This window comes from Enterobacter cloacae complex sp. HYC080_NIDB (genome assembly GCF_056673325.1).
Genome location: NZ_CP114212.1, coordinates 1,092,071 through 1,118,869, shown reverse-complemented (window position 1 = coordinate 1,118,869; position 26,799 = coordinate 1,092,071). Strand labels below are relative to the sequence as shown.

Sequence of the window (26,799 nt, the reverse complement as noted above, 5' to 3'; positions counted from 1 at the left end):
GAGCCCGGGTGTCATATTAAAAGCCCGAAAATTTTACTCATTTTCGGGCAAAAAGCAATCTCAAAAGCGATTATCGCCCAGGAAAGCCGGGTGGCATCATGCCTTTCATCCCGCGCATCATCTTCGCCATGCCGCCTTTCTTCATTTTCTTCATCATGCGCTGCATGTCGTCGAACTGTTTCAGAAGGCGGTTAACGTCCTGCACCTGCATGCCGCAACCGGCTGCGATACGGCGTTTGCGGGAACCTTTGATGATGTCCGGATTAGCGCGTTCTTTCAACGTCATCGAGTTGATGATCGCCTCCATACGCACCAGCACTTTGTCATCCATCTGCGCTTTCACGTTGTCTGGGATCTGCCCCATGCCCGGCAGTTTGCCCATCAGGCTGGCCATGCCGCCCATGTTTTTCATCTGTCGCAACTGCTCAAGGAAGTCGGTCAGATCGAAACCGTCGCCTTTTTTCAGCTTGCTGGCGAGTTTTTCCGCCTGCGCACGGTCAACCTTGCTCTCGATATCTTCAATCAGCGACAGCACGTCGCCCATGCCGAGGATACGGGAGGCAATACGATCCGGGTGGAACGGCTCCAGCGCTTCGGTTTTCTCGCCCACGCCAAGGAATTTAATCGGCTTACCGGTGATGTGGCGAATCGAGAGCGCCGCACCGCCGCGGGCGTCGCCGTCCACTTTGGTCAGCACCACGCCGGTTAACGGCAGCGCTTCGTTAAACGCTTTCGCGGTATTCGCCGCATCCTGACCGGTCATGGCGTCGACAACAAACAGGGTCTCTACCGGGTTGATAGAGGCATGCACCTGCTTGATCTCATCCATCATCGCTTCGTCAACGTGCAGACGACCGGCGGTATCCACCAGCAGCACGTCGTAGAATTTCAGCTTCGCCTCTTTCAACGCGGCGTTAACGATGTCGACAGGCTTCTGGGCCACGTCTGACGGGAAGAAATCCACACCAACCTGCTCGGCCAGGGTTTCCAGCTGTTTGATCGCCGCCGGGCGATAGACGTCCGCAGAGACCACCAGCACTTTCTTCTTGTGCTTCTCACGCAGGAATTTACCCAGCTTACCGACGCTGGTCGTTTTACCCGCCCCCTGCAGGCCCGCCATCAGCACCACGGCCGGTGGCTGAGCCGCCAGGTTAAGCACCTGGTTCTCTTCGCCCATCGCCGAAACCAGTTCGTTACGAACGATTTTGACGAACTCCTGACCCGGGGTCAGGCTCTTGTTAACTTCATGACCAACCGCCTTCTCTTTAACGCGGTTGATAAAATCACGAACAACCGGCAACGCGACGTCTGCTTCCAGCAGCGCCATGCGCACTTCGCGCAGCGTTTCCTTGATGTTCTCTTCAGTAAGGCGTCCGCGGCCGCTGATGTTGCGCAGCGTGCGCGACAAACGATCGGTTAAATTATCAAACATTGTCTCTCGCCTGAGTAGAAACGTTGGGCCGCATTGAGCGACACATACACAGAATTTTGCCGGAGTATAACATGAAGGCGTCTTTGTTGTTATGCAACGGTTGGAGCAGGCGTCACGTAACGTTATACTGCTTCTCTTTCTTATTAAGACAACTGTCGATGCCTATATGCCTGTTTTCGCACTGATCGCCCTTGTTGCCTACTCTGTCAGCCTCGCGCTGATCGTTCCCGGACTGCTGCAAAAAAACAGCGGCTGGCGGCGCATGGCTATTCTTTCCGCGGTGATCGCACTGATAAGCCACGCGTTTGCGCTGGAATCACGTATCATCCCCGGCGACGGCAGCGTGCAAAACCTGAGCGTCCTCAACGTCGGCTCGCTGGTCAGTTTGATGATCTGTACGGTAATGACCATCGTGGCGTCTAAAAATCGCGGCTGGCTGCTGCTACCGATTGTCTATACCTTCGCGCTGATCAATCTGGCCTTAGCCACCTTCATGCCCAATGAATTCATTACGCATCTGGAAGCGACGCCGGGGATGCTGGTGCATATCGGCCTGTCGCTGTTTGCCTACGCGACGTTGATCATCGCGGCGCTTTACGCCATGCAGCTCGCCTGGATTGACTACCAGTTGAAAAACAAAAAGCTGGCGTTTAACCATGAAATGCCGCCGTTGATGGTCATTGAGCGTAAGATGTTCCACATCACCCAGGTCGGGGTGGTGCTGCTGACGCTCACGCTCTGCACAGGCCTGTTCTACATGAAGAACCTGTTCAGCGTGGAGAATATCGATAAAGCGGTGCTCTCCATCATCGCGTGGTTTGTCTATATTGTCCTGTTATGGGGCCATTATCATGAAGGCTGGCGCGGTCGCCGCGTGGTCTGGTTCAACGTCGCGGGGGCGGGCATTCTCACCCTTGCCTATTTTGGCAGCCGCTTCATACAGCAATTTGCTGGCTAAGAAACAAAGGAGTTCCCCCTGGAACACATCTCTACCACCACGCTGATCGTTATCCTGATCGTCATGGTGGTCATCTCCGCCTATTTCTCCGGCTCGGAAACCGGCATGATGACCCTAAACCGCTACCGGTTACGTCATCGTGCCAAACAGGGTAACCGTGCCGCACGTCGCGTTGAAAAACTGCTCCGCAAGCCGGATCAACTGATAAGCCTGGTGCTCATCGGTAACAACCTCGTCAATATTCTTGCCTCTGCTCTGGGCACCATCGTCGGTATGCGCCTGTACGGCAACGCCGGGGTCGCTATCGCCACCGGCGTGCTGACGTTTGTGGTACTGGTGTTTGCTGAAGTGCTGCCTAAGACCATCGCCGCGCTTTACCCGGAGAAAGTCGCCTACCCGAGCAGCTTCCTGCTGGCGCCGCTGCAAATCCTGATGATGCCGCTGGTCTGGTTGCTGAATATGGTGACGCGCGTACTGATGCGGATGGTGGGCATCAAAGCCGATGTCACCATCAGCAGCGCGCTCAGCAAAGAGGAACTGCGCACCATCGTGCACGAATCCCGCACGCAGATTTCCCGGCGCAATCAGGACATGCTCCTGTCGGTGCTGGATCTGGAAAAAGTGAGCGTGAACGACATCATGGTGCCGCGGAACGAAATCGTCGGCATTGATATCAATGACGACTGGAAAGCCATCGTCCGCCAGCTGACGCACTCCCCGCACGGGCGCATCGTGCTCTATCGCGACTCGCTGGATGACGCCATCAGCATGCTGCGCGTGCGTGAAGCGTACCGCCTGATGACCGAGAAAAAAGAGTTCACCAAAGAGGTTATGCTGCGCGCCGCCGACGAAATTTACTATGTGCCGGAAGGAACACCGCTCAGCACGCAGCTGGTTAAATTCCAGCGCAACAAGAAAAAAGTCGGCCTGGTCGTCAATGAATACGGCGACATTCAGGGACTGGTGACGGTCGAAGATATTCTGGAAGAGATAGTCGGCGACTTTACTACGTCAATGTCGCCTTCTCTCGCGGAAGAGGTCACCCCGCAAAACGACGGTTCAGTGCTGATTGACGGGAGCGCGAACATTCGCGAACTCAATAAAGCCTTTAACTGGCATTTGCCGGAAGATGAAGCGCGTACGATTAACGGGATGATTCTGGAAGCGCTGGAGGAGATCCCGGCGGCAGGCACGCGGGTGCGCATTGAGCAGTACGATATTGATATCCTGGACGTGCAGGACAATATGATTAAGCAGGTGAAGGTTCTGCCCGTCACGCCGCTTCGGGAAAGTATTGCCGAATAAAATGTAGGCCGGGTAAGGCGAACGCCGCCACCCGGCACTACAGGTAGCAAATTACGCTTTCGCTTTCGCCACGGTCACCATCGCAGCGCGAATGGTACGGCCGTTCAGGGTATACCCTTTCTGCATCACGCCCAGCACTTTACCGGCTTCAATCTCTTCAGATTCGACCATCGCAATCGCCTGGTGGACGTTTGGATCCAGCGGAACGTTGGTATCGGCAATCACTTCCACGCCAAACTTACGCACCACGTCGAGCATGGATTTCAGCGTCAGTTCGATACCTTCGATCATCGCCGCATTGTCCGGGTTCGCTTTATCAGCCACTTCCAGGGCGCGATCGAGGCTATCAATCACCGGCAGCAGTTCGTTGACGAATTTCTCCAGCGCGAATTTATGCGCCTTCTCAACGTCCTGCTCGGTACGACGACGCAGGTTTTCCATTTCCGCCTTAATGCGCAGAACACTTTCGCGTTCGCGATTCTGTGCTTCTACCAGTTGGGCTTCCAGATTCGCAATTTTTTCATCGCGCGGGTCCACCTGCTCAGCAGATGCGTCTGGCTCTACTGCCTCAACTTCATCGTGCTGTTCCGTGATAATTTCTTCAGGGGCTTGCCCCTCAGGCGTTTTCTGTTCTTTACTACTCATGAATTTCTCCGCGTTTTTCTGCATTCATCTCGCTAACTTCGCTTATTATGGGGATCAGTTTCCTGGATTCAAGGGAACAAGAGAGATTGTCATCATTCATCAGGCACAAGGACCTCCAGAAAATGAATAATCATTTCAGGTGTATTGGGATCGTCGGGCATCCGCGTCACCCTACCGCATTGACGACACATGAAATGTTGTATCGCTGGTTGTGTAGCAAAGGCTATGAAGTGATGGTCGAGCAGCAGATTGCGCAGGAGCTGCAGCTCAAGAGCGTCAAAACCGGCACCCTGGCAGAGATTGGTCAACAGGCCGATCTCGCCGTGGTGGTGGGCGGTGACGGAAACATGCTCGGTGCCGCACGCACGCTGGCGCGCTATGATATCAAGGTTATCGGCATCAACCGAGGCAATCTCGGCTTTTTAACCGATCTCGACCCGGACAACGCGCAACAGCAACTGGCTGACGTGCTGGAAGGTCACTATATCAGCGAAAAGCGCTTCTTACTGGAAGCGCAGGTGTGCCAGCAGGACTGCCAGAAGCGCATCAGCACCGCGATTAACGAGGTCGTACTTCACCCCGGTAAAGTGGCGCATATGATTGAGTTCGAAGTCTATATCGACGAAATCTTTGCCTTCTCGCAGCGCTCTGACGGGCTGATTATCTCCACTCCAACCGGCTCAACCGCCTACTCACTTTCTGCGGGTGGCCCCATTCTGACGCCCTCGCTGGATGCCATTACCCTGGTGCCGATGTTCCCGCACACGCTCTCCGCCCGCCCGTTGGTCATCAACGGTGACAGCACGATACGTCTGCGCTTCTCGCACCGCCGTAACGACCTGGAGATCAGTTGCGACAGCCAGATTGCGCTGCCGATCCAGGAAGGTGAAGATGTCCTCATTCGCCGATGCGATTACCACCTGAACCTGATTCACCCGAAAGATTACAGCTATTTCAACACATTAAGCTCGAAGCTCGGCTGGTCAAAAAAATTGTTCTGATTTTACATCCAGGACTTTACTGTATAAAAAACCAGTTTATACTGTATGAAAACACAGTCATGGTTTTTCATACAGGAAAACAATTATGCTGGCACAACTGACCATCAGCAACTTTGCCATAGTTCGTGAGCTTGAGATCGATTTCCACAGCGGCATGACGGCGATCACCGGGGAAACCGGTGCGGGTAAATCCATTGCCATTGATGCCCTCGGCTTGTGCCTTGGCGGCCGCGCCGAGGGAGACATGGTGCGCAGGGGCGCAAACCGCGCCGACCTGTGCGCCCGCTTCTCCCTGAAAGACACGCCTGCCGCCCAGCGCTGGCTCGAACAGAACCAGCTTGAAGATGGGCGTGAGTGTTTACTTCGCCGCGTGATCAGCAGTGACGGCCGTTCCCGTGGTTTTATCAACGGCACGGCGGTCCCCCTCTCTCAGCTTCGCGAACTCGGCCAGCTGCTTATTCAGATCCACGGTCAGCACGCGCATCAGCAGTTAGTCAAACCAGAACAGCAGAAAGCATTGCTTGATGGCTATGCGGGTGAGTACGCGCTTACTCAGCTCATGGCAGAACACTACCGTCTGTGGCATCAGAGCTGCCGGGAGCTGGCTCAGCATCAGCAGCAAAGCCAGGAGCGCGCCGCGCGTGCGGAGCTGCTGGCGTACCAGCTTAAGGAGCTGAACGAATTCAATCCGCAGGCGGGTGAGTTTGAGCAAATCGACGAGGAGTACAAGCGCCTCGCCAACAGTGGCCACCTGCTCTCAACCAGCCAGAATGCGCTCAATATGCTCGCTGATGGCGAAGACGCGAACCTGCAGAGCCAGCTCTATAGCGTTCGTCAGCTGATCACCGAGCTGGCAGGCATGGACAGCAAACTTTCTGGCGTACTGGATATGCTGGAAGAGGCCGCGATTCAAATCTCAGAAGCCAGTGACGAACTGCGCCACTACTGTGAGCGTCTGGATCTCGACCCGAACCGTCTGTTTGAACTGGAACAGCGCATCTCACGTCAGATTGCCCTGGCGCGTAAGCACCATGTTACGCCGGAAGAGCTCCCGGGCTACTATCAGGCTCTGCTGGAAGAGCAGCAGCAGCTTGACGATCAGGCTGACTCGCAGGAAACCCTTTCTCTGGCGGTGAACCTGCATCATGAACAGGCGCTGGCCACAGCGCAAAAGCTGCATGAAATCCGTCAGCATTACGCTCAGGAACTCAGCCAGCACATCACCGACAGCATGCATACGCTGGCAATGCCGCACGGTGTATTCACCATTGATGTTCGCTTTGAAGAGCATCACCTGACGGCGGAAGGTGCGGATCGCATTGAGTTCCGTGTCACCACCAACCCGGGCCAACCGCTACAGGCAATCTCCAAAGTCGCCTCCGGCGGCGAGCTGTCGCGTATTGCGCTGGCGATTCAGGTTATTACCGCGCGTAAAATGGAAACCCCGGCGCTGATTTTCGATGAGGTGGATGTCGGGATCAGCGGTCCAACGGCGGCGGTTGTCGGCAAACTGCTGCGTCAGTTAGGCGAATCAACGCAGGTGATGTGCGTCACTCACCTGCCGCAGGTTGCGGGCTGTGGTCATCATCACTTTATTGTCAGCAAAGAAACCGATGGCGAAATGACGGAAACGCACATGATGCCGCTCGATAAACGTGCGCGTCTGCAGGAGCTGGCACGCCTGCTCGGCGGCAGTGAAGTCACGCGTAATACGCTCGCGAATGCGAAAGAACTGCTGGCGGCATAAACTTTTTCGGGATCTCAGGGTCATAGAGAACAACAAAAACGCCGCCAGACCGGTTTCAAAGTGGGGCAAGGTCTATTATCATCGGCATATTACATATGAGCCGCGTTCTGCTCGGGCCCGAAAAGGAATCAAATCACTATGCGTTGTAAAATGCTGACCGCTGCCGCAGCGGTTCTTCTGATGTTGACCGCAGGCTGTTCCACTCTGGAGAAAGTGGTTTACCGTCCTGACATCAACCAGGGGAACTACCTTACCCCTAACGATGTGTCCAAAATCCGTGTGGGGATGACACAACAGCAGGTCGCTTATGCACTGGGAACCCCGATGATGTCCGATCCGTTCGGCACTAACACCTGGTTCTATGTATTCCGTCAGCAGCCAGGCCACGAAGATGTGACCCAGCAGACCCTGACGCTGACTTTCAGCAGCGCCGGTGTGTTGACAAACATCGACAACAAACCTGCCCTGACCAAATAATCAGGCGTCAGAAATGCAAAAAGGTGCTCAATGAGCACCTTTTTTGTTTTCTGTTTATCCCCTCGCCCCTCTGGGGAGAGGGTTAGGGTGAGGGGTTGTAAGCACTACTTACTCGCCTTCTCGGCACGCTGGCGACGCAACTCTTTCGGGTCGGCAATCAGCGGACGATAAATCTCCACCCGATCGCCCTCTTTCAGCACATCACCCAGCTTCACCGGACGGCTGTAAATACCGACCTTATTTTTCGCCAGGTCGATATCACTGCGAAGCTCGAGGATGCCGGACGCGCGGATAGCCGCTTCTACGGTCGCGCCCTCATCCAGCGTCACGCGCTGCAAATACTGTTTCTCTGGCAGCGCGTACACCACTTCCACAGCGATCTTATGCGACACTGTAAACCTCTTTGGCGCGGGTCGTGAACGCCTGAACCATATTCGAGGCCAGCTCTTTAAAGATGCGGCCAAACGCCAGCTCAATCAGCTTATTGGTAAACTCAAAGTCCAGATGGAACTCAATACGGCAGGCGTCCGCGCTCAGTGGGGTAAACTTCCAGCCCCCCATCAGCGTTTTAAACGGACCATCGACCAGATGCATCAAAATACTCTGATTGCTGGTCAGCGTATTGCGGGTGGTGAACGTCTTGCTGATCCCCGCTTTGGAGACATCCACCGCCGCGGTCATCTGCGTCGGGCCAGACTCCAGAACGCGGCTTCCGGTACACCCCGGAATAAATTCTGGATAAGACTGAACATCGTTCACTAACTGATACATCTGTTCCGCGCTGTAAGGCACAAGCGCAGTACGGCTAATCTGAGGCATAGCATTTTCCATGGTCACACAACGGATAAATAATAACATTTATCACCTGTTAAAAAAACGCTAAGCCTCATCTCGTGCTAAGATAGCGCGTTAGACCTCACAGGACGCAATGAGGTGACTTTTTGAAATCAGATTACCGACGGCTTTACGACACTTATGACGAAGAAAAAAGCACATAAACCAGGCTCGGCGACCATTGCGCTCAACAAGCGTGCGCGCCACGAGTATTTCATTGAAGAAGAATTCGAAGCTGGCCTTGCGTTGCAGGGCTGGGAAGTAAAATCGCTGCGCGCCGGGAAAGCTAATATCGGCGACAGCTACGTGATCCTGAAAGATGGCGAAGCTTTCCTGTTCGGTGCGAACTTTACGCCGCTGACCGTCGCCTCGTCACATTACGTGTGTGACCCAACGCGCACCCGTAAGCTGCTGCTAAACAAGCGTGAGCTGGAATCTCTCTACGGACGCATCAACCGCGAAGGTTTCACCGTGGTCGCCCTGTCACTGTACTGGAAAAACGCCTGGTGCAAGGTGAAGGTTGGCGTCGCGAAGGGTAAAAAGCAGCACGACAAACGTACTGACCTGAAAGAGCGCGAGTGGCAGCTTGATAAAGCGCGCATCATGAAAAACGCAGGACGTTGATTCTGCACACTTATTGTACTATTCAATAAGTTAGCGTTCCGGGCTGGTATCCAGGAAGTGAAATCTGGTATACTCAGTTCAACACTATTGGGGCTGATTCTGGATTCGACGGGATTTGCGAAACCCAAGGTGCATGCCGAGGGGCGGTTTGCCTCGTTAAAAGCCGCAAAAAAATAGTCGCAAACGACGAAAACTACGCTTTAGCAGCTTAATAACCTGCTCTGAGCCCTCTCTCCCTAGCTTCCGCTCTTAAGACGGGGATAAAAGAGAGGTCAAACCCAAAAGAGATCGCGTGGAAGCCCTGCCTGGGGTTGAAGCGTTAAAACTAATCAGGCTAGTTCGTTAGTGGCGTGTCTGTCCGCAGCTGGCGTGCGAATGTAAAGACAAACTAAGCATGTAGTACCGAGGATGTAGAAATTTCGGACGCGGGTTCAACTCCCGCCAGCTCCACCACATTATGATCCGGATTCGTCCGGTGAAGTACAGAAAGCCCGCACGGCACAAGCCCTGCGGGCTTTTTTGTGTCTGTTATTGTCCGAGAACATCCGGCCAAATCCGGTGATTATTGGTATACGTTTAGGTATACGGTAGGATGTATACCTAAAAGCGTATACCAATTCATGAAGGAGCGGCCACAGTGGCACGGACAACACGCCCCCTGACCAACACCGAAGTTCTGCGCGCTAAAGCGTTAGAGAAGGATCTGACGCTGCATGATGGCGATGGGCTTTTCCTGATAGTGAAAACCAGCGGGAAAAAGCTCTGGCGTTTCCGCTATCAACGTCCGGCAACAAAGCAGCGGACCATGATGGGGCTCGGAGCCTTCCCCTCCCTTTCACTTGCTGATGCTCGAAGTCTAAGAGCGGATTACCTTGCTTTACTAGCCAACAAAATCGACCCACAAATTCAAGCCGAAGCCGCAGAGGAAGAGCAGCAAATCGCTCTGGAAAGTATTTTTTCAACGGTCGCCGCTAACTGGTTCAAGCTAAAAAGCAAAAGCGTTACCCCTGACTACGCAAAAGACATTTGGCGCTCACTGGAGAAAGACGTATTTCCTGCAATCGGTGAAATCCCTGTTCAGCAAATCAAAGCCCGGACACTGGTTGAAGCTCTTGAGCCAATCAAAGCTCGTGGGGCGCTTGAGACAGTACGTCGACTGGTGCAGCGCATTAACGAGATAATGATTTATGCCGTAAACACTGGCCTGATTGATGCTAATCCAGCATCAGGTGTTGGGATGGCCTTTGAGAAGCCCAAAAAACAAAACATGCCGACGCTCCGGCCAGAAGAATTACCAAAGCTGATGCGTTCTTTGGTTATGTCTAATCTGTCTGTTCCGACGCGTTGTCTTATTGAGTGGCAACTTCTGACTCTTGTGCGCCCTTCTGAAGCCTCCGGTACTCGGTGGGCAGAGATCGATCTCGATGCAAAGCTCTGGACGATTCCAGCCGAACGGATGAAAGCTAAGCGGGAACACATAGTCCCTTTATCTCCTCAGGCATTAGAGATCCTTGATGTGATGAAGCCAATCAGCGCCCATCGTGAACATGTTTTTCCGAGTCGGAATGACCCAAAACAACCAATGAATAGCCAGACGGCTAATGCCGCGTTAAAACGTATTGGTTATGGTGGAAAATTAGTTGCGCATGGTTTACGTTCTATAGCTAGTACAGCTCTCAACGAAGCTAATTTTAATTCTGATGTAATCGAGTCTGCGCTAGCACACACTGATAAGAATGAAGTTAGGAAAGCGTACAATCGGTCCATTTATTTGAAACAAAGAGTTGAGCTAATGGACTGGTGGGGTAATTTTGTCAAGATTACTAATAGATATTAAAGGATTACACATGAGCACAGTAAAATCTATCGATACCATTTCTTCATATTTTAACATATCGCCATTAATTCTTGATCAACTTGATGTTGTTGATGTTTTATTAGAAACAGATACTCTACTTTTTATTGACCCTATGCTCCTTCCTGAAAGTAAGCATAACGAAATGAGATTAAATGCTCATAATGAATATATATCCACTTTCACAAAAATCATTAAATTAATTAAGGCATCTAAGGAGCAAAAAGACAGTAACGTTGCTTGGAAGGCTGCCAAAAAATTATTTTCATTTTCCGAAATAGGATGGACATGTTTGGGTTATGGCTCATCGGCCAAAGGCTCAGGGTTCGGACCACAATTAGTAAACACCACCATGAATACTGCCTATCAAATTATCAATATGGATATCGATGACCCTGATTTATTTATGGTCATGTCGTTATTTGAAGAAGGAATTGGAGCTGATAGAATCAGTGACATGACTACAAATATTATATTTGAGTCCTTAGTGGAATTTTCAGAAAGAGTTAATAAAACACTACAAATTCCAACAAAAGAGTTCTCATTTAAGGGAAGTAAATACATCGCCCCACATAATCCTTTAACTAATACACCCCTAATACTTGTTCCTAAAGATATTGTTCGTGATTTACCTATATCCACTGACTGGAGCGGCGCAGTCAGTACAATGAAAGAAAATACAGACCTACGAGACAGGATTAATACTAATATTGGCAAACTACTCGCATCAATGACTCAAAAAGAAAAGGCTGAAGCTAAGCGCAGGGCTTTAGAGAAAAAAGAATATTTTGAAGATCTCTTAGAGTTAATAAAAGAAGTAGAAAAAGAACCTTACGATTTTAAAGCTGATAAAAATGGAGAGCTATTTTGGTCAAGGCTTGTATCTTCTTTAGATAAGAAATACCCCTTCAACCTTTCGAAATTCAATAAAAAACTAACATTAGATGAAGTTGAAGCTTTAGTTGATGAGATATTAAACCAATTCAAAGATCTAATTGAAAACAAGGGTCTGTGGAAAGAAATGTGGGCAGATGATAAAAAACCACGTAAAGAAAAAGCGGCCCAACGCTTACTTTTTGCTGTCGCATATTCATATTGCAGAGCTAATAACTTGGATATTAGCCCTGAAGCAGACTCTGGTAATGGACCTGTAGACTTCAAAGTTTCGCAAGGTTTCGCTCAGAAAGTTTTAGTAGAAGTTAAGTTATCATCAAATGGTAAATTACTTCATGGATATGAAAAACAATTAGAAATTTATAGAAATGGTGACGATACAGATCGTGCATTTTTCGTAATAGTTGATATTGGTCATTTAGGTGAAAAATATCAAAAGGTTCAACAGGCTAAAATTGCAGCAGTTAATGAAGGTTTCAGAGCCTCAAAGATCATTCATATCGACGCACAACAAAAAGATTCTGCTAGCATTCGTATCTAAATAAATAATGGCTCAACGATCAACTTCGTTGAGCCTTTGTTATTTTATGCGAGATAAATATATTTTCTAACCCAGTCTTTCTCGAATCCAAATTATATGTGTACAATGCTCTCCCCTACAACGAGATCACAGCCAGCTAAATTCATCCACCTACGAAACTGTCAGCTTTGACGGGCTCGCACGGACCTATCGCGCCGCCGTACATCACAGCTCACCCATTGCCGTGAAGCGCAACATTCTGACCAGCACTTTTATCCCACATCCGCTGCTGAGCCAGCAGGCTTTCAGCCGGTTCATGCAGGACTATCTGGTATTCGGTAACGCCTATCTTGAGAAGCGCACCAACCGCCTCGGCGGTATTTTGTCACTGATACCATCGCTGGCGAAATACACCAGGCGCGGCGTGGATCTGGAAACATACTGGTTTGTGCAACACGGCATGACCAGGCAGCCATATGAGTTCACTTAAGGCAGCATCTTTCACCTGATGGAGCCGGATTTAAACCAAGAAATCTACGGCCTACCGGAATACCTGTCCGCAATTCCTTCCACCCTGCTGAACGAATCCGCCACTCTGTTTCGCCGCAATTATTACATCAACGGCAGCTATGTAGGGTTTATCATGTCAGGACCGACGCCGCGCAGAATCACGAGGATGTGAACTATATCTGCAAGGCCATGAAAAGCGCCAAAGGGCCTGGCAACTTCCGCAACCTGTTTATGTACTCGCCAAACGGTAAAAAGGACGGCATCCAGATCATCCCACTGTCAGAGGTCGCAGCAAAGGATGAGTTTCTGAATATCAAGAACGTGAGTAGGGACGACATGATGGCTGCACACCGCGTTCCGCCGCAAATGATGGGGATCATGCCGAGTAATGTTGGGGGGTTTGGGGATGTAGAGAAGGCCAGTCGCGTCTTTGTTCGCAACGAGCTTACGCCACTGCAAAAACGATTACAGGAGCTGAACAATTGGTTAGATCTAGATATAATATTATTCAAATCATACGAACTTTATGAATAGATAATAATGATAAATTGCCGAAATATAAAATTAAAGGAGAGCCACGCTCTCCTTCTTGTCAAAGCCCCCTCAAAAAATCACGAACTTCATTAAATACATCGGAATCCAGGTTATAATAGCCCTTCTGAGCTGCTAGGCCAGCACTTGGGATAAATTTCTCCATACCTGCTAAAAAAGCATGCATATGAGCTTTATGAATATTTCTAGGATAATTAAATGCGCAGGTCTGATTAACGGGAGCTAATAAATTCTTTAAATTATCTAGATATTCACCCGATGCAATTTTAACGGGGTGATCACCTAAAGATTCCAAAATCAAACTCTCTAACATTCCTTTATCAGTAAAACCTGGCGCGATAAAGACCCCGACATTCCTGACACCGTCACTTTTAAACTGACAATGCCCATTTGGAACTGGTAATCCAACTTGACGGAGATGATGGCAAATACTATCTACAGCAGCTTGCTGACTTTCATCTGCATCCCTGATCACGCCTACAGATATTACATCTTCAAATTCACGCTCATTCATAATCAAGTCAAGTTCAGCTCGAAATTGGTCTTTTCCTTTAGATTCTAAAATTTGTATATCCGCAATCTCATACTTTGCGAGGAAAGCAGTGAAGAATTTTATTTCATCCTGACCTTCAACCAATAGCAACTTGTTTTTTATAATTTTAGATGGCATTAGCGAATATCCCAATCACGTTCAACAGATGTAAGCAGGGCGGAAGGACCATAATATTTAGGAACAACCACGCCTTCTTTATTTCTATCTAGCCTTATGTAACTAAATGAATTTTTTGAATTATCTAGTTCATTGTCTCGCATGAAATCAGAAACACCCTTTATGACATCATAACTATGTGTAGTGGCAAAAATTTGACAATTTTGTTTTTGCGCGGCAGAAAAAATTATTTCCCAAATTTTTGGCATCAAGGAATAATGTATACCATTTTCAATCTCATCAATCAAAATGATAGCATTTTTATTCGATAATATTGCAGTCAAAATAGATGTTAGTTTACTTATACCTTCCCCCATGTTTACCATGGGTATTTTTCTTTTCAATCCTACATCGACATAAATGGTTGGTTGACCACCAATTGAGAGAAGCGATACATTTCGCAATCTAGCATCGATCATCTTCAAGTATGAGACAAAAGTTTCCAGCCCATTGGTCATATCCAATTTGCTCATGAATTGTGCATCGGTAAAACTATTACCTCGTGCTGAAGCGGGAACAAAGACAACAACACGGTTAATTGTCATCACTGATTCAACTTTCATTTCAATTTGATTATTGACAATTTGAATTAATGCCTTCCCCTGAGGTTTATTATCTGAAGTGTATGTAATTTCAATCGCATTATTAATAACTGCCGCAGATGACAAAACAGAATTCATCTGAAAATTATTTTTATTTATAGCCAATCGTTGGTTTTCTGGCACAACCATAGCATATGAAGCAATGTTTTTATGACCACTATCTTCAGTTATAACTCTGAATGGTTTCTCATAATTAAAATTATTGAAATAAGGATGAAAAATATATTCTGCAGACAAATCAAATTGCTGAACTCCGCGACGTGCGAGAGGGGCAATCAAAACATCAGCAGCCATTCTATCATGATGTAAATAAATCGCTTCAAGAATAGATGTTTTACCAGTGTTATTCATACCTGCGATTAAATTAACACGTTGAAGCTTATCTAGCTCTAACCTCTCATATCCTTTAAAATTTTCTAAGACAATTTTATTTAACACACATACTCCTTAAAAATAATTCCATTATTCAAGACGATTATTTGTTAATCATAGCCTAAGGTAAAATGATAATCCATTGTTGATCTCTCATTGCGCGCGCTCGTAGCCCCGCCACGCCTGCCCGCTTTATGGAGTGGTTTTCATGCAGTTGCATGATAGGCTCTAAACTGCGCCTTATCTGGTCTGGGAAGTAAAAATGCAAGTGCATAAAGTCATGCGATTTCATGCAGTATAGACATGCACTCAGGCTACATGCATCAAAAAACCCGGCACTGGCCGGGCTTAAGTGAGCTTTTCTGTTCATGTCAGAACAGCTTTCTTTTTTTTCTGTCTTCATGTGATCCTGATACCGGTGCTGAACCGGTCAGACTCATCACGTCGTCCCGGAATCTCAACGGCAATATTTCATTCGTCCACTTCAGCATTAGATTCAGGATAAATTCACGATACAACGTATCTGAATCATTTGTCCCTTCAATAATGCCCGGTATTTGCACTGAGCTATTCCGTTCGAATTGTCTGTACTTCATCCTGAGCAGGCTGCTCAATTCGGAACCGTGGAAAATAAAAAAGTCACCTAAAAGCTCATCAATACGCTCCTCAGTGATACCATGATGGCAGTTTACATAGGCGTTTGCCTTACGCGCGGTCGCGTCAGCCAGTAGCGGCAGCAACTCTTCTTTTTCAGTAATCAGCCCAGCCAGTTCTGTGGCTGTTTCCTGTTGTTCCAGATATTCAGCCCGAAGAGCTTTCATCTCCGGCGTTACGATGCCGCCGCTCTGGTTAAGCAATTCCCTGAACTGCGCCCGATTGTTTTTGCTGGCCTGCTCAGTTTCGGTCTGATGCTGGCGCAGAGCCCCGAGGTTCTCAATGGCTGCTTCTTCGGCCTGTCTGGCCTCCACCCAGGTCTGCATTTTTTGGTAAAGGTCGATAATTCGGGATTGCCAGTCGGAGGAAAGGCTTTTCGTCAGTTTTTCCGTCTCGCGGGCTATTTCATTTGCAGGCAAATTCATGAGCCAATCCGCATCCTGAAGCGGTTTTTTTGCCCTCGCGAGGAGTGTTACTACGTGTCCGGTTGCGGCCTGAATCTGTTTTTCAGTCAATTGTTGTTCTGCCATATTGTTGTTCCTCCTCATTTTATTGTGCATGGCGGTCTTTAAGGGTACAGGCTGAACCGTAGCGGCCCAGTGTATGCGGCTGACGGACAAGAGAATCGCTCTGTGATTCAGGCTCAGGTGCTGCTGGTTTATGGGGCTTCATAATTATCATGTCCACACTTTCCAGGGCAGTAAATGTGCAGGAGCATTCAAGATTCTGGCACTGATACCATGAGCGTTTAACCGATGGAGCTTCATAGGCGCTGGTTCTGGCGTGTGCGACCGTGCCACATTCAGGACACTTCAGGGCCATATCAATACCCTCCTTTTTCATTAAGCCTGTTGAGGCGGGCCAGGAAAACTTTATGTTTTGCCGGAGTGAAAGTGGCTGCAGCATCAGCTCGCATTGATGCATCCACCGTTAATCCGGTTTCGTCGATAACGCTCTTATATGCTGCTGAAATTACAGGAGTACGGATTTCGGTTTGTCGGACTACAGCGGTGCGTAATATTTTCATTGCCGCCTCAAGCCCGTATGGTGCGCAAAGAAAAGGAGCCAGAGCGTCAGTGAGTGCATCACCATGCTCGCTCATGAAGTTTTCAATTGCGCTTGTAACACAGCTTTCCAGCACAATCTGGTGAGCATAAAGACCGTCCCGGGCGGCACAGTTAATTTGCCATTCGAGGAGTGCAAGGCGCTCACGAAGATTTTCAAGCTGGCTGGCATATGCTGCCGGTTTTTCTTCAGTATCCAGAAGAGCCGCCAAACGAAGCTGGCTGGTACTTTGCACATTACGTAGTGTCAGCCAGCTTTTTATCGCCGCGCGGTAGTTGTTGAGAGCTTCCTGAGTAATGTTTCCAGTATTCATCCCTTCTCTTCCCCTTTAACCATGTCACGCTGTTTAAGCATCCGGGAACGTGCTGCAGGACTAGGTGATTGCCTGGCATCCCGGATGGCTTTATCGTCCGCATAAATGCTGATCCCCGGCAGGGCAATATCATCCGTTGAAGATACGTTACAGGACAGTGCCGGAGTGGTGAGTTGCTCGCCGATAAATTGCTTCAGCACACTTTCAGGGTCGTTTACGGTATGAACCACGCCGATAACGGAAGAAGCGCTTCGCCCCAGAGTCATTTTCAGCAATCCAAGGATCTGAATAAGTTTCTGGCCGTGTTCCTTCATAAACTCATTCCAGAGCCACACTGCATGAGTTTCAATCAGCCGGTTATGTTCGCTGATGTAGCGGTTTGCAGCATCCGCAGTTTTCCAGGGCAGGAATTCATTTTCTGCGGAGTGAGCTTCAAGCAAATCTTCGAACTCATCAAGTGTTTCGCGTCCCAGGGCGATTTCTGCCCGCAGTTTTTTCATTCGTGGCGTCATATTCCCCTGATTCTCACGAAACAGGTTTCGCCATTCATCATTAAGCGCCTGCGTCTCCGTTTTTGTATCTTCCTGACGTTTACGGATAGTTTCAGTCATTGCAGCGGCTTCAGTTTGTTTTCGCCGTTCTTCCTGCCAGACAGCTTTTGCTGCTTTAACTTTTTCTACCGCTTCGCGAATTTTCGGTGAGAGGGAGGGTGTAATGTTTGCATCAGGGATCTGGTTAACAGTTGTCATGGCTGCTCCGGTAGTGTTTTGTTGTTGTGTCAATTGTGCCGGTGCCCATACAAGCGCACTACCGATGAGGATTGTGCCAGTGACTGAACAATGACCTTGTTCTGGCTAGCCAGAGAAAGGTGTCATGTCTGATCCTCACCCTTCCTTTAATACATACTATTCACTACTGTTCACTTTCATAAAAGAATAGTAAATACATGTAGTTAAGGAGTGTAGGGTTTAAATCAAAGTGGTCATCTACTGTTCATGACTGTTCACAGAGATAAATTTAAACTTATATTTGTTTTTTATATAAATCGCGATATTTATTTCAGTTTATTACTGGATTTTTACTCCTCACCACTATTCACACGTATTCAACACTATTCAATATACAGTATAAAATGTGTCTTATGTCTGTTTGAAAATTAAACACTTAACCTCTCTACACTCGGTTGCATTTCAGGAAAATATCCATAAAAATGAATCTGTCTGATGCTCATTAAACACATCCGGATAAATGTGGAAGGATGCGGGTAATTTAATTTTTTTAGTCATTAACTTAATTAATACATATGATGAACTGTTTTTTATGAACGTTTTTTGGCCCTTTTATTATTCCGGTACTGTCTTCATCCTTATGATGTAACGCCCGGAATGATATGGTCTGGTTCATAATTGATTTGTGATCCTGCCTGGTGTAATAGACTTTTTTATTCTTGATGCTCCTTATTATATTCCATAAAAGAATGTTTTGTTTTTGTCCGTTTCATACGGTTTTTAGCTGTTTTATTTTTTGAGAAATCAATATTTCACTCCAAATAAATAAAGCATGCGCGAGCCGCTTATATAAACATAATAAGGAGCTACCTGAATCCGGATGGAATTGCCCGGACTGTTGTAAACATATTAGAGAGGTAGCCAGATGAATAGTATTTCCGTTTCCACCCCGGCACCAGCTTCTCCGGTGCTCCCGGTTCCGGCTCAGCAGGAGCGCTTCATACGATTACCAGAAGTGATGCACCTTTGCGGGCTATCCCGTTCAACCATCTACGACCTTATCAGCCGCGATGCCTTCCCTCAGCAGATATCCCTGGGTGGAAAAAATGTGGCCTGGGTACAGTCGGAGGTCAGTGCATGGATGGCGGCGCGAATTGCTGCCCGCGAGCAAGGAGGCCATGCGTGAAACTGGCTTTGCCGTCTCATCTCCTTTTTTCTGGCTTGCGTCCTGATATCTTTTCCAGGTATAGTTTTCCTGCTGCCGCAAAATCGGCTGCCGGGCGTAGGAACCCGAGTTACTTATTGGCGACACCAGACGCGCCGTGCGTCTTTTTTTACGTCGTTGCTCAGGCACACCCATTTTTCGGGCTGCGGTGCTTATACCTTAGCCCCTTTCAGATAATGGTGGTCCGGGCGGGGCAGCCTTCGGGCTGGCCGGTTTCCAATAAGGCCGGTATTCCTACCCCCGTTCGGGTCACCACCCATGAGCGTAGGAACTCCGGTGGTGGCATTTACCGCTACTTATTGGAGGTTGCCCTTATGGCTACGATCCTCGCCCCATCACATCCTCAATTTATATTTGTTTTTGCCGCCGTTCGTCGTGCAGAACGTAAACCACGTATCAGTATGCTGCGTATCGTCGCCAGCAATGAGCATCATGCACGTCTTTCACTGGTCCATGAGTATGTGCTTTGCCTTGCTGCTCGCCTGCCTCTCCGGGAGGTGATCTAATGAATCACGCCGCAATCTCTTATGACGATATTGTCCGCCTGAAGCATCTTCGTAACGTGGGGGAGTTTGTCACCGGAATGGCTGTTCTTCAGGATTGCTACGAAAAACCTGCCGGTGCTCAATGTGAGCAACTGGTTTCACTGATTTATCTGATGACAGAGCAGCTTGATGGCGTGGTACAGCGTTGCCAGGATGACCTGATGAACATGGAGGTGGTGCAATGAAATCACGCACTCTTTCCCTTTCACTTCGGGTTGCGTTGTATCGCCGCGCGGTAGCCTGCGCATGGCTGAGTGCCTGCCATCAGCAAAACCGCCACCTGCAGCTGACTCTGGATGAAATTGAAACCGCTATTGCCCGTGAGCTTGAAGGATTTTATCTGCGACAGCACGGGCAAACAAAAGGCATGGAAATCGCCTGCGCCCTGCTTTCAGACCTGATGGAATCCGGCCCTCTAATGTCCTGTCCCGCACTCTCCCAGCTCGGAATAGCCGTAATGGATGAGTTATGCGTCCGTCACATCAAAAAGCCAGTTTTACACTGAGGGAGAACTGCATCATGTCAGGAATGAAAGTCAGTCAGGCCGTGAAGGCTGCCCGCGGTCACTGGGCTCAGATTCTGCAAGCGCTGGGCGTGAATATATTGAAAAATCGCCATCAGCCTTGTCCGGTCTGTGGCGGTAAAGATCGTTTTCGCTTCGACGATCAGGAAGGACGCGGAACATGGTTCTGCAATCAGTGCGGAGCCGGGGATGGTTTAGCGCTTGTCACCAGGGCACTGAATGTGGATATCAGTGAAGCTGCTGACAGGATACATGGAATGACACATGGCCTGTCTATAGCTAATTCCGAAGTCAGGACGTTAACCGCCGATACCGATAGCGGGAAAGATGCAGCGGCAGCACTTGCCGCGCGACTGCTGCAAGCCTCGCGTGAATCTGCCGGAAATACTTATCTTACACATAAAGGTTTCCCGGAACATATTTGCCATGAGCTGACTTCAGCTCATAAAACCGGTGGGGTGATGTTCCGCCCCGGTGATTTGATCGTCCCGCTCTATAACGCTGACGGGGAGCTGGTGAATATTCAGCTTATAAGTGGCAATGGTAGCAAGTGTTTTCTTAAAGGAGGTCAGGTTAAGGAGGCCTATCATCTGATAGAAGGGGGCGGGAGTTCAGTAAGAAGGATGTGGATTGCGGAAGGCTACGCCACGGCGCTTACCATTCATCATCTGACTGGAGAAGCCGTCATGGTGGCATTTTCGGCGGTCAACTTTCTTTCTCTGGCCAGCGTTGCCCATAACAAGTATCCGGGGTATCAGCTAATTATTGCAGCGGACCGAGATCTGAATGGTTCAGGCCAGAACAGGGCTGAAGCTGCTGCAAAAGCGTGTCAGTGTGACATTGTGCTGCCACCGGTTTTTGGTGACTGGAATGATGCGCTTGCCCATTACGGAGAGGAATCCACCCGGAAGGCAATTCTTGAGGCTTTGAAGCCACATAACGCCAGTCCTTTCGACACGATGAGTGAAGCAGAATTCACAGCGATGAGTGTCAGCGAAAAAGCTCAGAGGGTTCGGGAGCATTACAGAGATGCACTGGCGGTTGATCCGAACGGTCAGCTTTTATCCCGCTATGAGTCTGGAGCGTGGAAAGTGATTTCTCAGTCAGATTTTGCCCGAGATGTCGCAGCCCTTTTTCAACGCCTCGGTGCACCGTTTTCCTCAGGAAAAATTGCCTCACTGGTGGAAACATTAAAGTTAATCGTTCCGCAGCAGCAAAATCCGGCACGTCATCTGATCGGTTTTCGTAATGGCGTCCTCGATACGCGAACAGGGCTGTTTAGTCCGCACTGTAAAGAGAACTGGCTGCGTACCCTGTGTGAAGTCGATTTCACGCCACCGGTAAATGGGGAAACGCTTGAAACTCATGCCCCGGCATTCTGGCGCTGGCTGGACAGGGCCGCCGGGCACAAGCCAGCAAAACGCGACATTATTCTCGCAGCGCTGTTTATGGTGCTGGCGAACCGCTATGACTGGCAGCTCTTTCTGGAAGTGACTGGCCCTGGCGGAAGTGGCAAAAGTATCCTTGCTGAAATTGCAACGATGCTTGCAGGAGAGGATAACGCCACCTCAGCGACAATTGAAACTCTGGAGTCCCCACGAGAACGTGCGGCTCTGATCGGTTTTTCTCTTATTCGCCTGCCTGATCAGGAGAAGTGGAGCGGCGATGGCGCCGGGCTTAAGGCTATAACCGGTGGCGATGCAGTATCTGTGGACCCCAAATATCAGAATGCTTATTCAACACATATTCCGGCGGTTATCCTGGCCGTAAATAATAATCCTATGCGCTTCACTGATCGTAGTGGTGGTGTGTCCCGCCGGAGAGTTATTCTGCATTTTCCTGAGCAGATAGCACCGGAAGAACGCGATCCGCAGCTGAAAGATAAGATTGCACGAGAACTGGCTGTGATTGTTCGCCAGCTCATGCAGCGTTTCAGCGATCCGATGAGCGCCAGAACATTGCTTCAGTCGCAGCAGAATTCTGATGAAGCTCTCACCATCAAGCGTGACGCTGATCCTGCATTTGATTTTTGTGGCTATCTTGAGGCATTACCCGACACCAACGGCATGTTTATGGGGAACGCCAATATTGTCCCGCGCCAGCCACGTACCTACCTTTACCATGCCTATCTCGTATACATGGAGGCTAATGGCTATAAAAATACCCTCAGCCTGACAATGTTTGGCAAAGGGCTACCAGTTATGCTGAAGGAGTACGGGCTACATTATGAGAAGCGGCGAACTAATCAGGGAATGCAGACTAACCTCACTTTAAAAGAAGAGAGTAATGCAGACTGGCTACCCAAGTGCGATGAGCCAACAATAAAATAATTTGCAACTAACCCGGCTGATGCCGGGTTTTGTTTTCGCTGGCGCAAGAATGTAGAGTTATCTGTTCACTCTTCACCATACAGTTAACTTCTATTACCTTGATTTTGAATGATAAAAACCCTAAGTGAACAGTGTGAACAATTTATTTAAAAAAGATTTTTTTGTTTTTTTGAATATAAAACGACCTATTTAAGGATGATTGTTTTTAAGTTAAATAAGTATTGCACCCCGCTATTGGTATACGCTTAGGTATACCAACAAAGACTATAAAAATAAATACACAATAAAAACAACAATATACTATGCAAATTCATACTCCGCCAGCCCAAAATTCTCCATCGGTGATTATCAGAGTCATCCGATGAAGTCCTGAAAGCCCGCACGGCGCAAGCCCTGCGGGCTTTTTTGTGCCTGTTTATTGTCTACACTGCTGCATGGATTGAATCCACACAGTATCCACCGGCCAGTAGTTTATGTTGTACTACCATGGCATTGACAAGCATCAACACTCTCCTCCATCTCCTGTGGAAAATAACCTACACCCCCCAGCGCTACGGATTAGCCGCCCCACACGGAAGGAACCCCACCATGTACAGACCCATAACCGTCATACTTTTCATTCTCCTGACCCTCGCCGCCCTCGCAGAAATAGGCGTTTTATCCTTTGGATAATCCTCATGCAAAATACCCCGCGTCAGGATGCGTTGATCTCATTACAGTTTTTTCCTAAAGCCATCCCGCTTCGCCTGTGCCAGGCTGAATCACGCTCATAACCGAAAACGTTAAATGAGGATATTATGAAAAAAACAATTATCGCATTATCTGCCGTTCTGCTGGCTTCCCCAGTATTTGCTGCGACCACACATGCAACTGATGATACCGTCGCGGCAGCGAACGCAAACGCCAATGAGGCGAAGCAAAAACTGCACGAAGAGCAGAACAAAGGTGAAGAGCTGAAGCTGAAACAGCAGCATGCTGCGGAAGGTAAAAGCGAGAGCCTGGGCAGTAAAGTCAGCGAAGATTCCCAGAAAGCCTGGCATAAAACCAAAGAAGGCACCGAGAAAGGGTGGGATGCCACCAAAGAAGGCGCTGAGAAAGGCTGGAACAAAACCAAAGAAGGTGCCAGCGAGCTGGAAAAGAAAGTCACTGAGTAATCTTTACGCTCAAAAAAAGGCCGCGCTTGCGGCCTTTTTTATTTCTTCGAATACAATTAGCCCCTCAGGCGTTTACGCAGTGCGCGTTTATCGGAGAAACCACTATGTATCGCCTTTTTGCCATTCTGACCGCCCTTCTGTTATGCCCGTCCCTGTACGCCGCCCCAAAAAGCTATCTTATCGACAGCGATAACACCGCTATTCGGCTATCGTGGCATGCCTTCGGCGGCATTCTCTCCTGGGCGACGTTCAGCGGCGTGACGGGTGCCGTGACGCTCAACCCGGATAACGACGTCGACGACCATATTCACGTCACCATTCCCGTATCAACTCTGGTGGCTTCTAACAAATTGCTCACCTGGCAGCTGAAAAGCGACATGTTTTTTGAATCCGAGCGCTACCCGACCATCGAGTTCGTCAGCTCACGCGTGGTCGCCCTGAGCGCCGGGCGGTTCAGGGTATTCGGCACGCTGATCGTACGAAACATTGCCCGGCCGGTGATCCTGGAGGCCGTGTTGAAAGACCCGCATGCGCAGGCCCCCCGGCTTGATGCCACCACGGCGATCTCGCGTGCATCCTATGGAATGGATAAGTTTGCGCTGGTCGTGGACGATCGTATAGCCATTGCCATTGCAATCAAGACGAACGAGGTGCCGTCATCCTGAGATGAGGCGCTGTAGCTGCTCCGCGTTTGCCCGCAGGTGAGACGGCGGATTGCGGCCAATCAGGACAAACTGATATCCCGCATCCTGCCACCACGCCAGGTTCATGCTGTGCCGCTGCTCCTGGCGGAGCGAGGCCGTCGCCTTCTCATCGACAGGCGAGATACAGAGCGCCATTGGCCCGTAGTCGGCGTTGAGCCAGGCAATCTGCGCGATAGAGGTCGTTTCATAGCGCAGCATGCGCACCATTTTAAGCTCTGCCCCTCGCAGAATAAGCTGCGACATAGTTAGCTTCATGCCGATATCCTGCGCCGCCCGTTCGAGCCCGCGCTGCAGGACCGGCGCTGCGCTGTCCATATCCAGCAGCGTCTCGACGCTGTACAGGGACATATATTGCGCTTCGAGGTCGCGAATATGGGCGTTCTCATCCGCTGGCGCGGAAGCGGGCCGCAACAGGTAGCCCAGCCCGGAGCCGACCATCAAAAAGCTGACCGACGCGGCAATCAGCGCCCGCCTGCTGACGCCAACCGGCGTGGAGGGCCGTGGGTCAGGAAGCGCCGTCAGACGCGCCTGCATCGTCCCAAGAGGCGCATCATCCAGCAGGGAGGCAAACGCCCCGGCGTAATCCTGGCTGCTTTTCATCAGTTCGGCGGTTCGCCCGGAGAGGCGTTCGTCACTGTTTAAATGCTCTTCAAATTGCTGTGCGTCGGCGCGGCACATCTCGCCATCTATCCATGCCACGATAGCGTCGTCGTTATAGGGCGGTGCAAAACGGTGCGCGTTCAAGAACGTTTCTCCTTTACCGGAGGCAGTGCGTCGACGGACCTGGCAAGCCGAGCCCGTGCCGTGGCCAGCCGGCTCATCACGGTACCGATCGGCACTGCCAGCGTGTCCGCCGCCTCCTGGTAGGTAAAGCCTTCGACATAAACCAAAAATACCGCGTTACGCTGGGCTTCGGGCAAGGCGTTAACGCGCTGCATCACCTTCAGATAATGCAGGCGCGTCTCATCCTGTTCGCGGGTATCCGGCGCGAGGAGTTCGTCGCTGGCCACAAATCCCTGCCCCTGACGCACGTATCGCGCCCGAAGTTCAGAGATCCAGATGGAGTGCAGGATCGCGAACAGCCACCTGTCGATGCGTGTGCCCGGCGTATACTGGCTGCTTTTTTCAAGCGCACGCACGCAGGTGGACTGAACCAGCTCTTCGGCGATATCCCTGTTGCGCGACAACACCAGTCCATAGCGCCAGAGACGCGACAGGTGTGCGGCTAACTGTTGACGAACCTCACTGGTTGCGATGAGTCTTCCCTCCACGAGAAAATCAGGATTCCGGATGTCCGTTGATGGCGGCCTGCAGGTCGCGATACTCCTCGCAGGACTGGCCACAAATACCGGCAATCACCTTCAGTTGTTCTTTCGCGAGATCGGGTCGTCCTTTTACCATCCACGCTTCACCGAGATACTCCCGGGCTTTGGCATAATCCGGTGCGATAGCCAGCGCGCGCTGGTAGTAACCAATGCCTTCGTCCGTACGGCCAAGTTTGCGCGTGGCGAACCCGCGATAGTTCCACGCTTCAGCCGTATTGCTATTTTTCAGTGAATCAAGCAGATTCAGCGCCGCCTGGTACTCCCCTTTCTTCGCGAGATGGTACGCATAGTTGGTTTTGTCCTGATCGCTGAGGCTGCTGCTCTTGTCCGGCACGCATTTCTGGGTGGCGCTGTCATACACCTGTCCGGAAGGACAGTCGGGCGTTTTGCTCTCGGTACTATTATCGCCCATTGCCAGCGCCAGCGGAGACAGCAGGGAAAAAATCAGCACCGGGATCAGGCGAAACGAGGTCGTGTTCATATAAAGCTCCTGGGTTAGAAGGGAGTGACGCCAGTAAACGCCCGACCGGCGGTTTTTATTCATTCTTCCGCGATTTTTTACCGTCCAGAAAATCATGCCTGCGACGTAATCACATTGAAAATAAATCAGGTTATTTTATATCTATCTTCCCATTATTATTTTCCTGCAACCGCTAGCAGAGTTTTAACCCCCTACAAGAATATATTTTATTACACCGGTGATATAATATATCTTATATCAAAAACGTTACCCTAACTTAAACACACATTAAACACGATTAAATAATCACAATTTAAATTATATTTAAAACATCCCCCACCAATAATTACACTGCATCTTCAGGATGACTAAGTCACAACACACGAAAAATAAAAAGACATTAAAAACATAACGATAGAAAAACACATCAATAAACACCATCAATACATTAATGCCCTCTTCATTGTTTACCCCTTTATTTACGCAAGCTTAATTTGCACATTCAGAGTTTTCTGGCTATATCATTTTTATCTCCTCAAAACGAATTCCTTTATTAATTACAGGGTTTTATAAGACGCAAAACACAAATAAAACGTATTTCTTTCATATGTAATTAGATTCGCTCTGATGTTGCCACTCTGAATTCTGGCGGGCATCGTTCGCTCTAAAAAAGACGGTGAGGACTGTTTAATTAACAGTCACTCCGCCGGGGGCGCCCTTTACCTTCTACAGAGAT

Annotated in this window: 28 protein-coding genes, 1 other RNA gene and 1 pseudogene; 17 read left to right on the top strand and 13 right to left on the bottom strand. The window is 49.4% G+C overall.

Annotation, left to right across the window (positions count from 1 at the left end; genetic code table 11):
- Nucleotides 1-70: 70 nt before the first annotated feature.
- Nucleotides 71-1,432, bottom strand: a complete 1,362-nt coding sequence (gene ffh, locus O1723_RS05340) for a signal recognition particle protein (RefSeq protein ID WP_014884878.1) — start codon at nt 1,430-1,432, stop codon at nt 71-73.
- A 166-nt stretch (nt 1,433-1,598) separates the two neighbouring features.
- Between ffh and O1723_RS05335 the strand changes: the two genes are divergently transcribed.
- Together O1723_RS05335 and O1723_RS05330 are read left to right on the top strand one after the other, a co-directional pair.
- On the top strand, nt 1,599-2,390 hold the full coding sequence (locus O1723_RS05335) for a cytochrome C assembly family protein (RefSeq protein ID WP_014884879.1): 792 nt from the start codon (nt 1,599-1,601) through the stop codon (nt 2,388-2,390).
- Nucleotides 2,391-2,408: 18 nt separating this feature from the next.
- Entirely contained in the window at nt 2,409-3,695 is a 1,287-nt protein-coding gene (locus O1723_RS05330; protein ID WP_032629440.1) for an HlyC/CorC family transporter, read from the top strand.
- A gap of 51 nt (nt 3,696-3,746) precedes the next feature.
- Here O1723_RS05330 and grpE read toward each other — a convergent pair whose 3' ends face one another.
- Nucleotides 3,747-4,340, bottom strand: a complete 594-nt coding sequence (grpE, locus tag O1723_RS05325; RefSeq protein WP_014884881.1) for a nucleotide exchange factor GrpE — start codon at nt 4,338-4,340, stop codon at nt 3,747-3,749.
- 122 nt (nt 4,341-4,462) lie between these two features.
- Between grpE and nadK the strand changes: the two genes are divergently transcribed.
- The 3 genes from nadK to bamE all read left to right on the top strand — a co-directional run bounded on the left by nadK (nt 4,463) and on the right by bamE (nt 7,565).
- Complete coding sequence (nadK, locus tag O1723_RS05320) at nt 4,463-5,341, top strand: NAD(+) kinase (RefSeq protein ID WP_008502500.1); 879 nt, start codon at nt 4,463-4,465, stop codon at nt 5,339-5,341.
- An 85-nt stretch (nt 5,342-5,426) separates the two neighbouring features.
- On the top strand, nt 5,427-7,088 hold the full coding sequence (gene recN / locus O1723_RS05315) for a DNA repair protein RecN (RefSeq protein ID WP_014884882.1): 1,662 nt from the start codon (nt 5,427-5,429) through the stop codon (nt 7,086-7,088).
- Nucleotides 7,089-7,226: 138 nt separating this feature from the next.
- A complete protein-coding gene (bamE, locus tag O1723_RS05310) occupies nt 7,227-7,565 on the top strand; it encodes an outer membrane protein assembly factor BamE (RefSeq protein WP_014884883.1) in 339 nt (112 codons plus the stop codon).
- Between the two features lie 104 nt (nt 7,566-7,669).
- Here the strand turns inward: bamE and O1723_RS05305 are convergent, their stop codons facing one another.
- Together O1723_RS05305 and O1723_RS05300 are read right to left on the bottom strand one after the other, a co-directional pair.
- Complete coding sequence (locus O1723_RS05305; RefSeq protein WP_014884884.1) at nt 7,670-7,957, bottom strand: RnfH family protein; 288 nt, start codon at nt 7,955-7,957, stop codon at nt 7,670-7,672.
- Nucleotides 7,947-8,384, bottom strand: a complete 438-nt coding sequence (locus O1723_RS05300) for a type II toxin-antitoxin system RatA family toxin (protein WP_014832955.1) — start codon at nt 8,382-8,384, stop codon at nt 7,947-7,949. Before O1723_RS05300 ends, O1723_RS05305 begins: the two co-directional genes overlap by 11 nt.
- A gap of 156 nt (nt 8,385-8,540) precedes the next feature.
- On the opposite strand from O1723_RS05300, the gene smpB reads away from it, so the two are divergent.
- From smpB to O1723_RS05275, 5 genes and pseudogenes are all read left to right on the top strand, one after another.
- Nucleotides 8,541-9,023 carry an SsrA-binding protein SmpB gene (gene smpB / locus O1723_RS05295; protein WP_008502505.1) on the top strand — a complete coding sequence of 161 codons (483 nt, stop codon included), beginning with the start codon at nt 8,541-8,543 and terminating at the stop codon, nt 9,021-9,023.
- An 89-nt stretch (nt 9,024-9,112) separates the two neighbouring features.
- Nucleotides 9,113-9,476, top strand: a transfer-messenger RNA (tmRNA) gene (gene ssrA, locus O1723_RS05290).
- A 184-nt stretch (nt 9,477-9,660) separates the two neighbouring features.
- Nucleotides 9,661-10,860, top strand: a complete 1,200-nt coding sequence (locus O1723_RS05285; RefSeq protein WP_112844576.1) for an integrase domain-containing protein — start codon at nt 9,661-9,663, stop codon at nt 10,858-10,860.
- Nucleotides 10,861-10,870: 10 nt separating this feature from the next.
- Nucleotides 10,871-12,313: a hypothetical protein gene (locus tag O1723_RS05280; RefSeq protein WP_479983863.1), complete on the top strand. Its 1,443-nt coding sequence runs from the start codon at nt 10,871-10,873 to the stop codon at nt 12,311-12,313.
- Between the two features lie 160 nt (nt 12,314-12,473).
- Nucleotides 12,474-13,336, top strand: a pseudogene (locus tag O1723_RS05275) (phage portal protein); the annotation flags it as partial.
- Between the two features lie 58 nt (nt 13,337-13,394).
- On the opposite strand, the gene O1723_RS05270 reads toward O1723_RS05275, so the two are convergent.
- The 6 genes from O1723_RS05270 to O1723_RS05245 form a co-directional block, all read right to left on the bottom strand.
- Nucleotides 13,395-14,024: a DUF3226 domain-containing protein gene (locus tag O1723_RS05270; protein ID WP_112844574.1), complete on the bottom strand. Its 630-nt coding sequence runs from the start codon at nt 14,022-14,024 to the stop codon at nt 13,395-13,397.
- The gene (locus O1723_RS05265) at nt 14,024-15,103 is read right to left on the bottom strand and encodes an AAA family ATPase (RefSeq protein WP_112844573.1); all 1,080 of its coding nucleotides are present in this window, start codon (nt 15,101-15,103) and stop codon (nt 14,024-14,026) included. Before O1723_RS05265 ends, O1723_RS05270 begins: the two co-directional genes overlap by 1 nt.
- A gap of 305 nt (nt 15,104-15,408) precedes the next feature.
- Nucleotides 15,409-16,221, bottom strand: coding sequence for a hypothetical protein (locus O1723_RS05260; RefSeq protein WP_479983862.1), 813 nt, complete (start codon nt 16,219-16,221; stop codon nt 15,409-15,411).
- A gap of 19 nt (nt 16,222-16,240) precedes the next feature.
- Nucleotides 16,241-16,513 carry an ogr/Delta-like zinc finger family protein gene (locus O1723_RS05255; RefSeq protein WP_249941029.1) on the bottom strand — a complete coding sequence of 91 codons (273 nt, stop codon included), beginning with the start codon at nt 16,511-16,513 and terminating at the stop codon, nt 16,241-16,243.
- Between the two features lies 1 nt (nt 16,514).
- Nucleotides 16,515-17,069 carry a phage polarity suppression protein gene (locus O1723_RS05250; protein ID WP_112844569.1) on the bottom strand — a complete coding sequence of 185 codons (555 nt, stop codon included), beginning with the start codon at nt 17,067-17,069 and terminating at the stop codon, nt 16,515-16,517.
- Complete coding sequence (locus O1723_RS05245) at nt 17,066-17,818, bottom strand: septation initiation protein (protein WP_112844568.1); 753 nt, start codon at nt 17,816-17,818, stop codon at nt 17,066-17,068. Before O1723_RS05245 ends, O1723_RS05250 begins: the two co-directional genes overlap by 4 nt.
- Nucleotides 17,819-18,722: 904 nt before the next feature.
- On the opposite strand from O1723_RS05245, the gene O1723_RS05240 reads away from it, so the two are divergent.
- From O1723_RS05240 to O1723_RS05210, 7 genes are all read left to right on the top strand, one after another.
- Nucleotides 18,723-18,983 (top strand): helix-turn-helix transcriptional regulator, encoded by a 261-nt coding sequence (locus O1723_RS05240; RefSeq protein ID WP_108463263.1) that lies wholly within the window; start codon nt 18,723-18,725, stop codon nt 18,981-18,983.
- A complete protein-coding gene (locus O1723_RS05235; RefSeq protein WP_112844567.1) occupies nt 18,980-19,528 on the top strand; it encodes a host cell division inhibitor Icd-like protein in 549 nt (182 codons plus the stop codon). Before O1723_RS05240 ends, O1723_RS05235 begins: the two co-directional genes overlap by 4 nt.
- Nucleotides 19,528-19,752 carry a hypothetical protein gene (locus tag O1723_RS05230; protein WP_021546758.1) on the top strand — a complete coding sequence of 75 codons (225 nt, stop codon included), beginning with the start codon at nt 19,528-19,530 and terminating at the stop codon, nt 19,750-19,752. Before O1723_RS05235 ends, O1723_RS05230 begins: the two co-directional genes overlap by 1 nt.
- A complete protein-coding gene (locus O1723_RS05225; RefSeq protein ID WP_023304676.1) occupies nt 19,749-20,072 on the top strand; it encodes a DUF5375 family protein in 324 nt (107 codons plus the stop codon). Before O1723_RS05230 ends, O1723_RS05225 begins: the two co-directional genes overlap by 4 nt.
- A gap of 14 nt (nt 20,073-20,086) precedes the next feature.
- Nucleotides 20,087-22,420 (top strand): primase-helicase zinc-binding domain-containing protein, encoded by a 2,334-nt coding sequence (locus tag O1723_RS05220; RefSeq protein WP_221813714.1) that lies wholly within the window; start codon nt 20,087-20,089, stop codon nt 22,418-22,420.
- 797 nt (nt 22,421-23,217) lie between these two features.
- Nucleotides 23,218-23,574: a hypothetical protein gene (locus O1723_RS05215; RefSeq protein ID WP_014884928.1), complete on the top strand. Its 357-nt coding sequence runs from the start codon at nt 23,218-23,220 to the stop codon at nt 23,572-23,574.
- 104 nt (nt 23,575-23,678) lie between these two features.
- Complete coding sequence (locus O1723_RS05210; RefSeq protein WP_014884929.1) at nt 23,679-24,239, top strand: YceI family protein; 561 nt, start codon at nt 23,679-23,681, stop codon at nt 24,237-24,239.
- On the opposite strand, the gene O1723_RS05205 is transcribed toward O1723_RS05210, so the two are convergent.
- The 3 genes from O1723_RS05205 to O1723_RS05195 are packed head-to-tail and all read right to left on the bottom strand — an operon-like array spanning nt 24,231 to nt 26,084.
- The gene (locus tag O1723_RS05205; protein ID WP_014884930.1) at nt 24,231-25,022 is read right to left on the bottom strand and encodes an anti-sigma factor family protein; all 792 of its coding nucleotides are present in this window, start codon (nt 25,020-25,022) and stop codon (nt 24,231-24,233) included. The genes O1723_RS05210 and O1723_RS05205 overlap by 9 nt on opposite strands.
- Nucleotides 25,019-25,549: a sigma-70 family RNA polymerase sigma factor gene (locus O1723_RS05200; protein ID WP_014884931.1), complete on the bottom strand. Its 531-nt coding sequence runs from the start codon at nt 25,547-25,549 to the stop codon at nt 25,019-25,021. The genes O1723_RS05205 and O1723_RS05200 overlap by 4 nt, the downstream gene beginning before the upstream one ends.
- A gap of 7 nt (nt 25,550-25,556) precedes the next feature.
- Nucleotides 25,557-26,084, bottom strand: a complete 528-nt coding sequence (locus O1723_RS05195; protein ID WP_014884932.1) for a tetratricopeptide repeat protein — start codon at nt 26,082-26,084, stop codon at nt 25,557-25,559.
- Between the last annotated feature and the right edge of the window lie 715 nt (nt 26,085-26,799).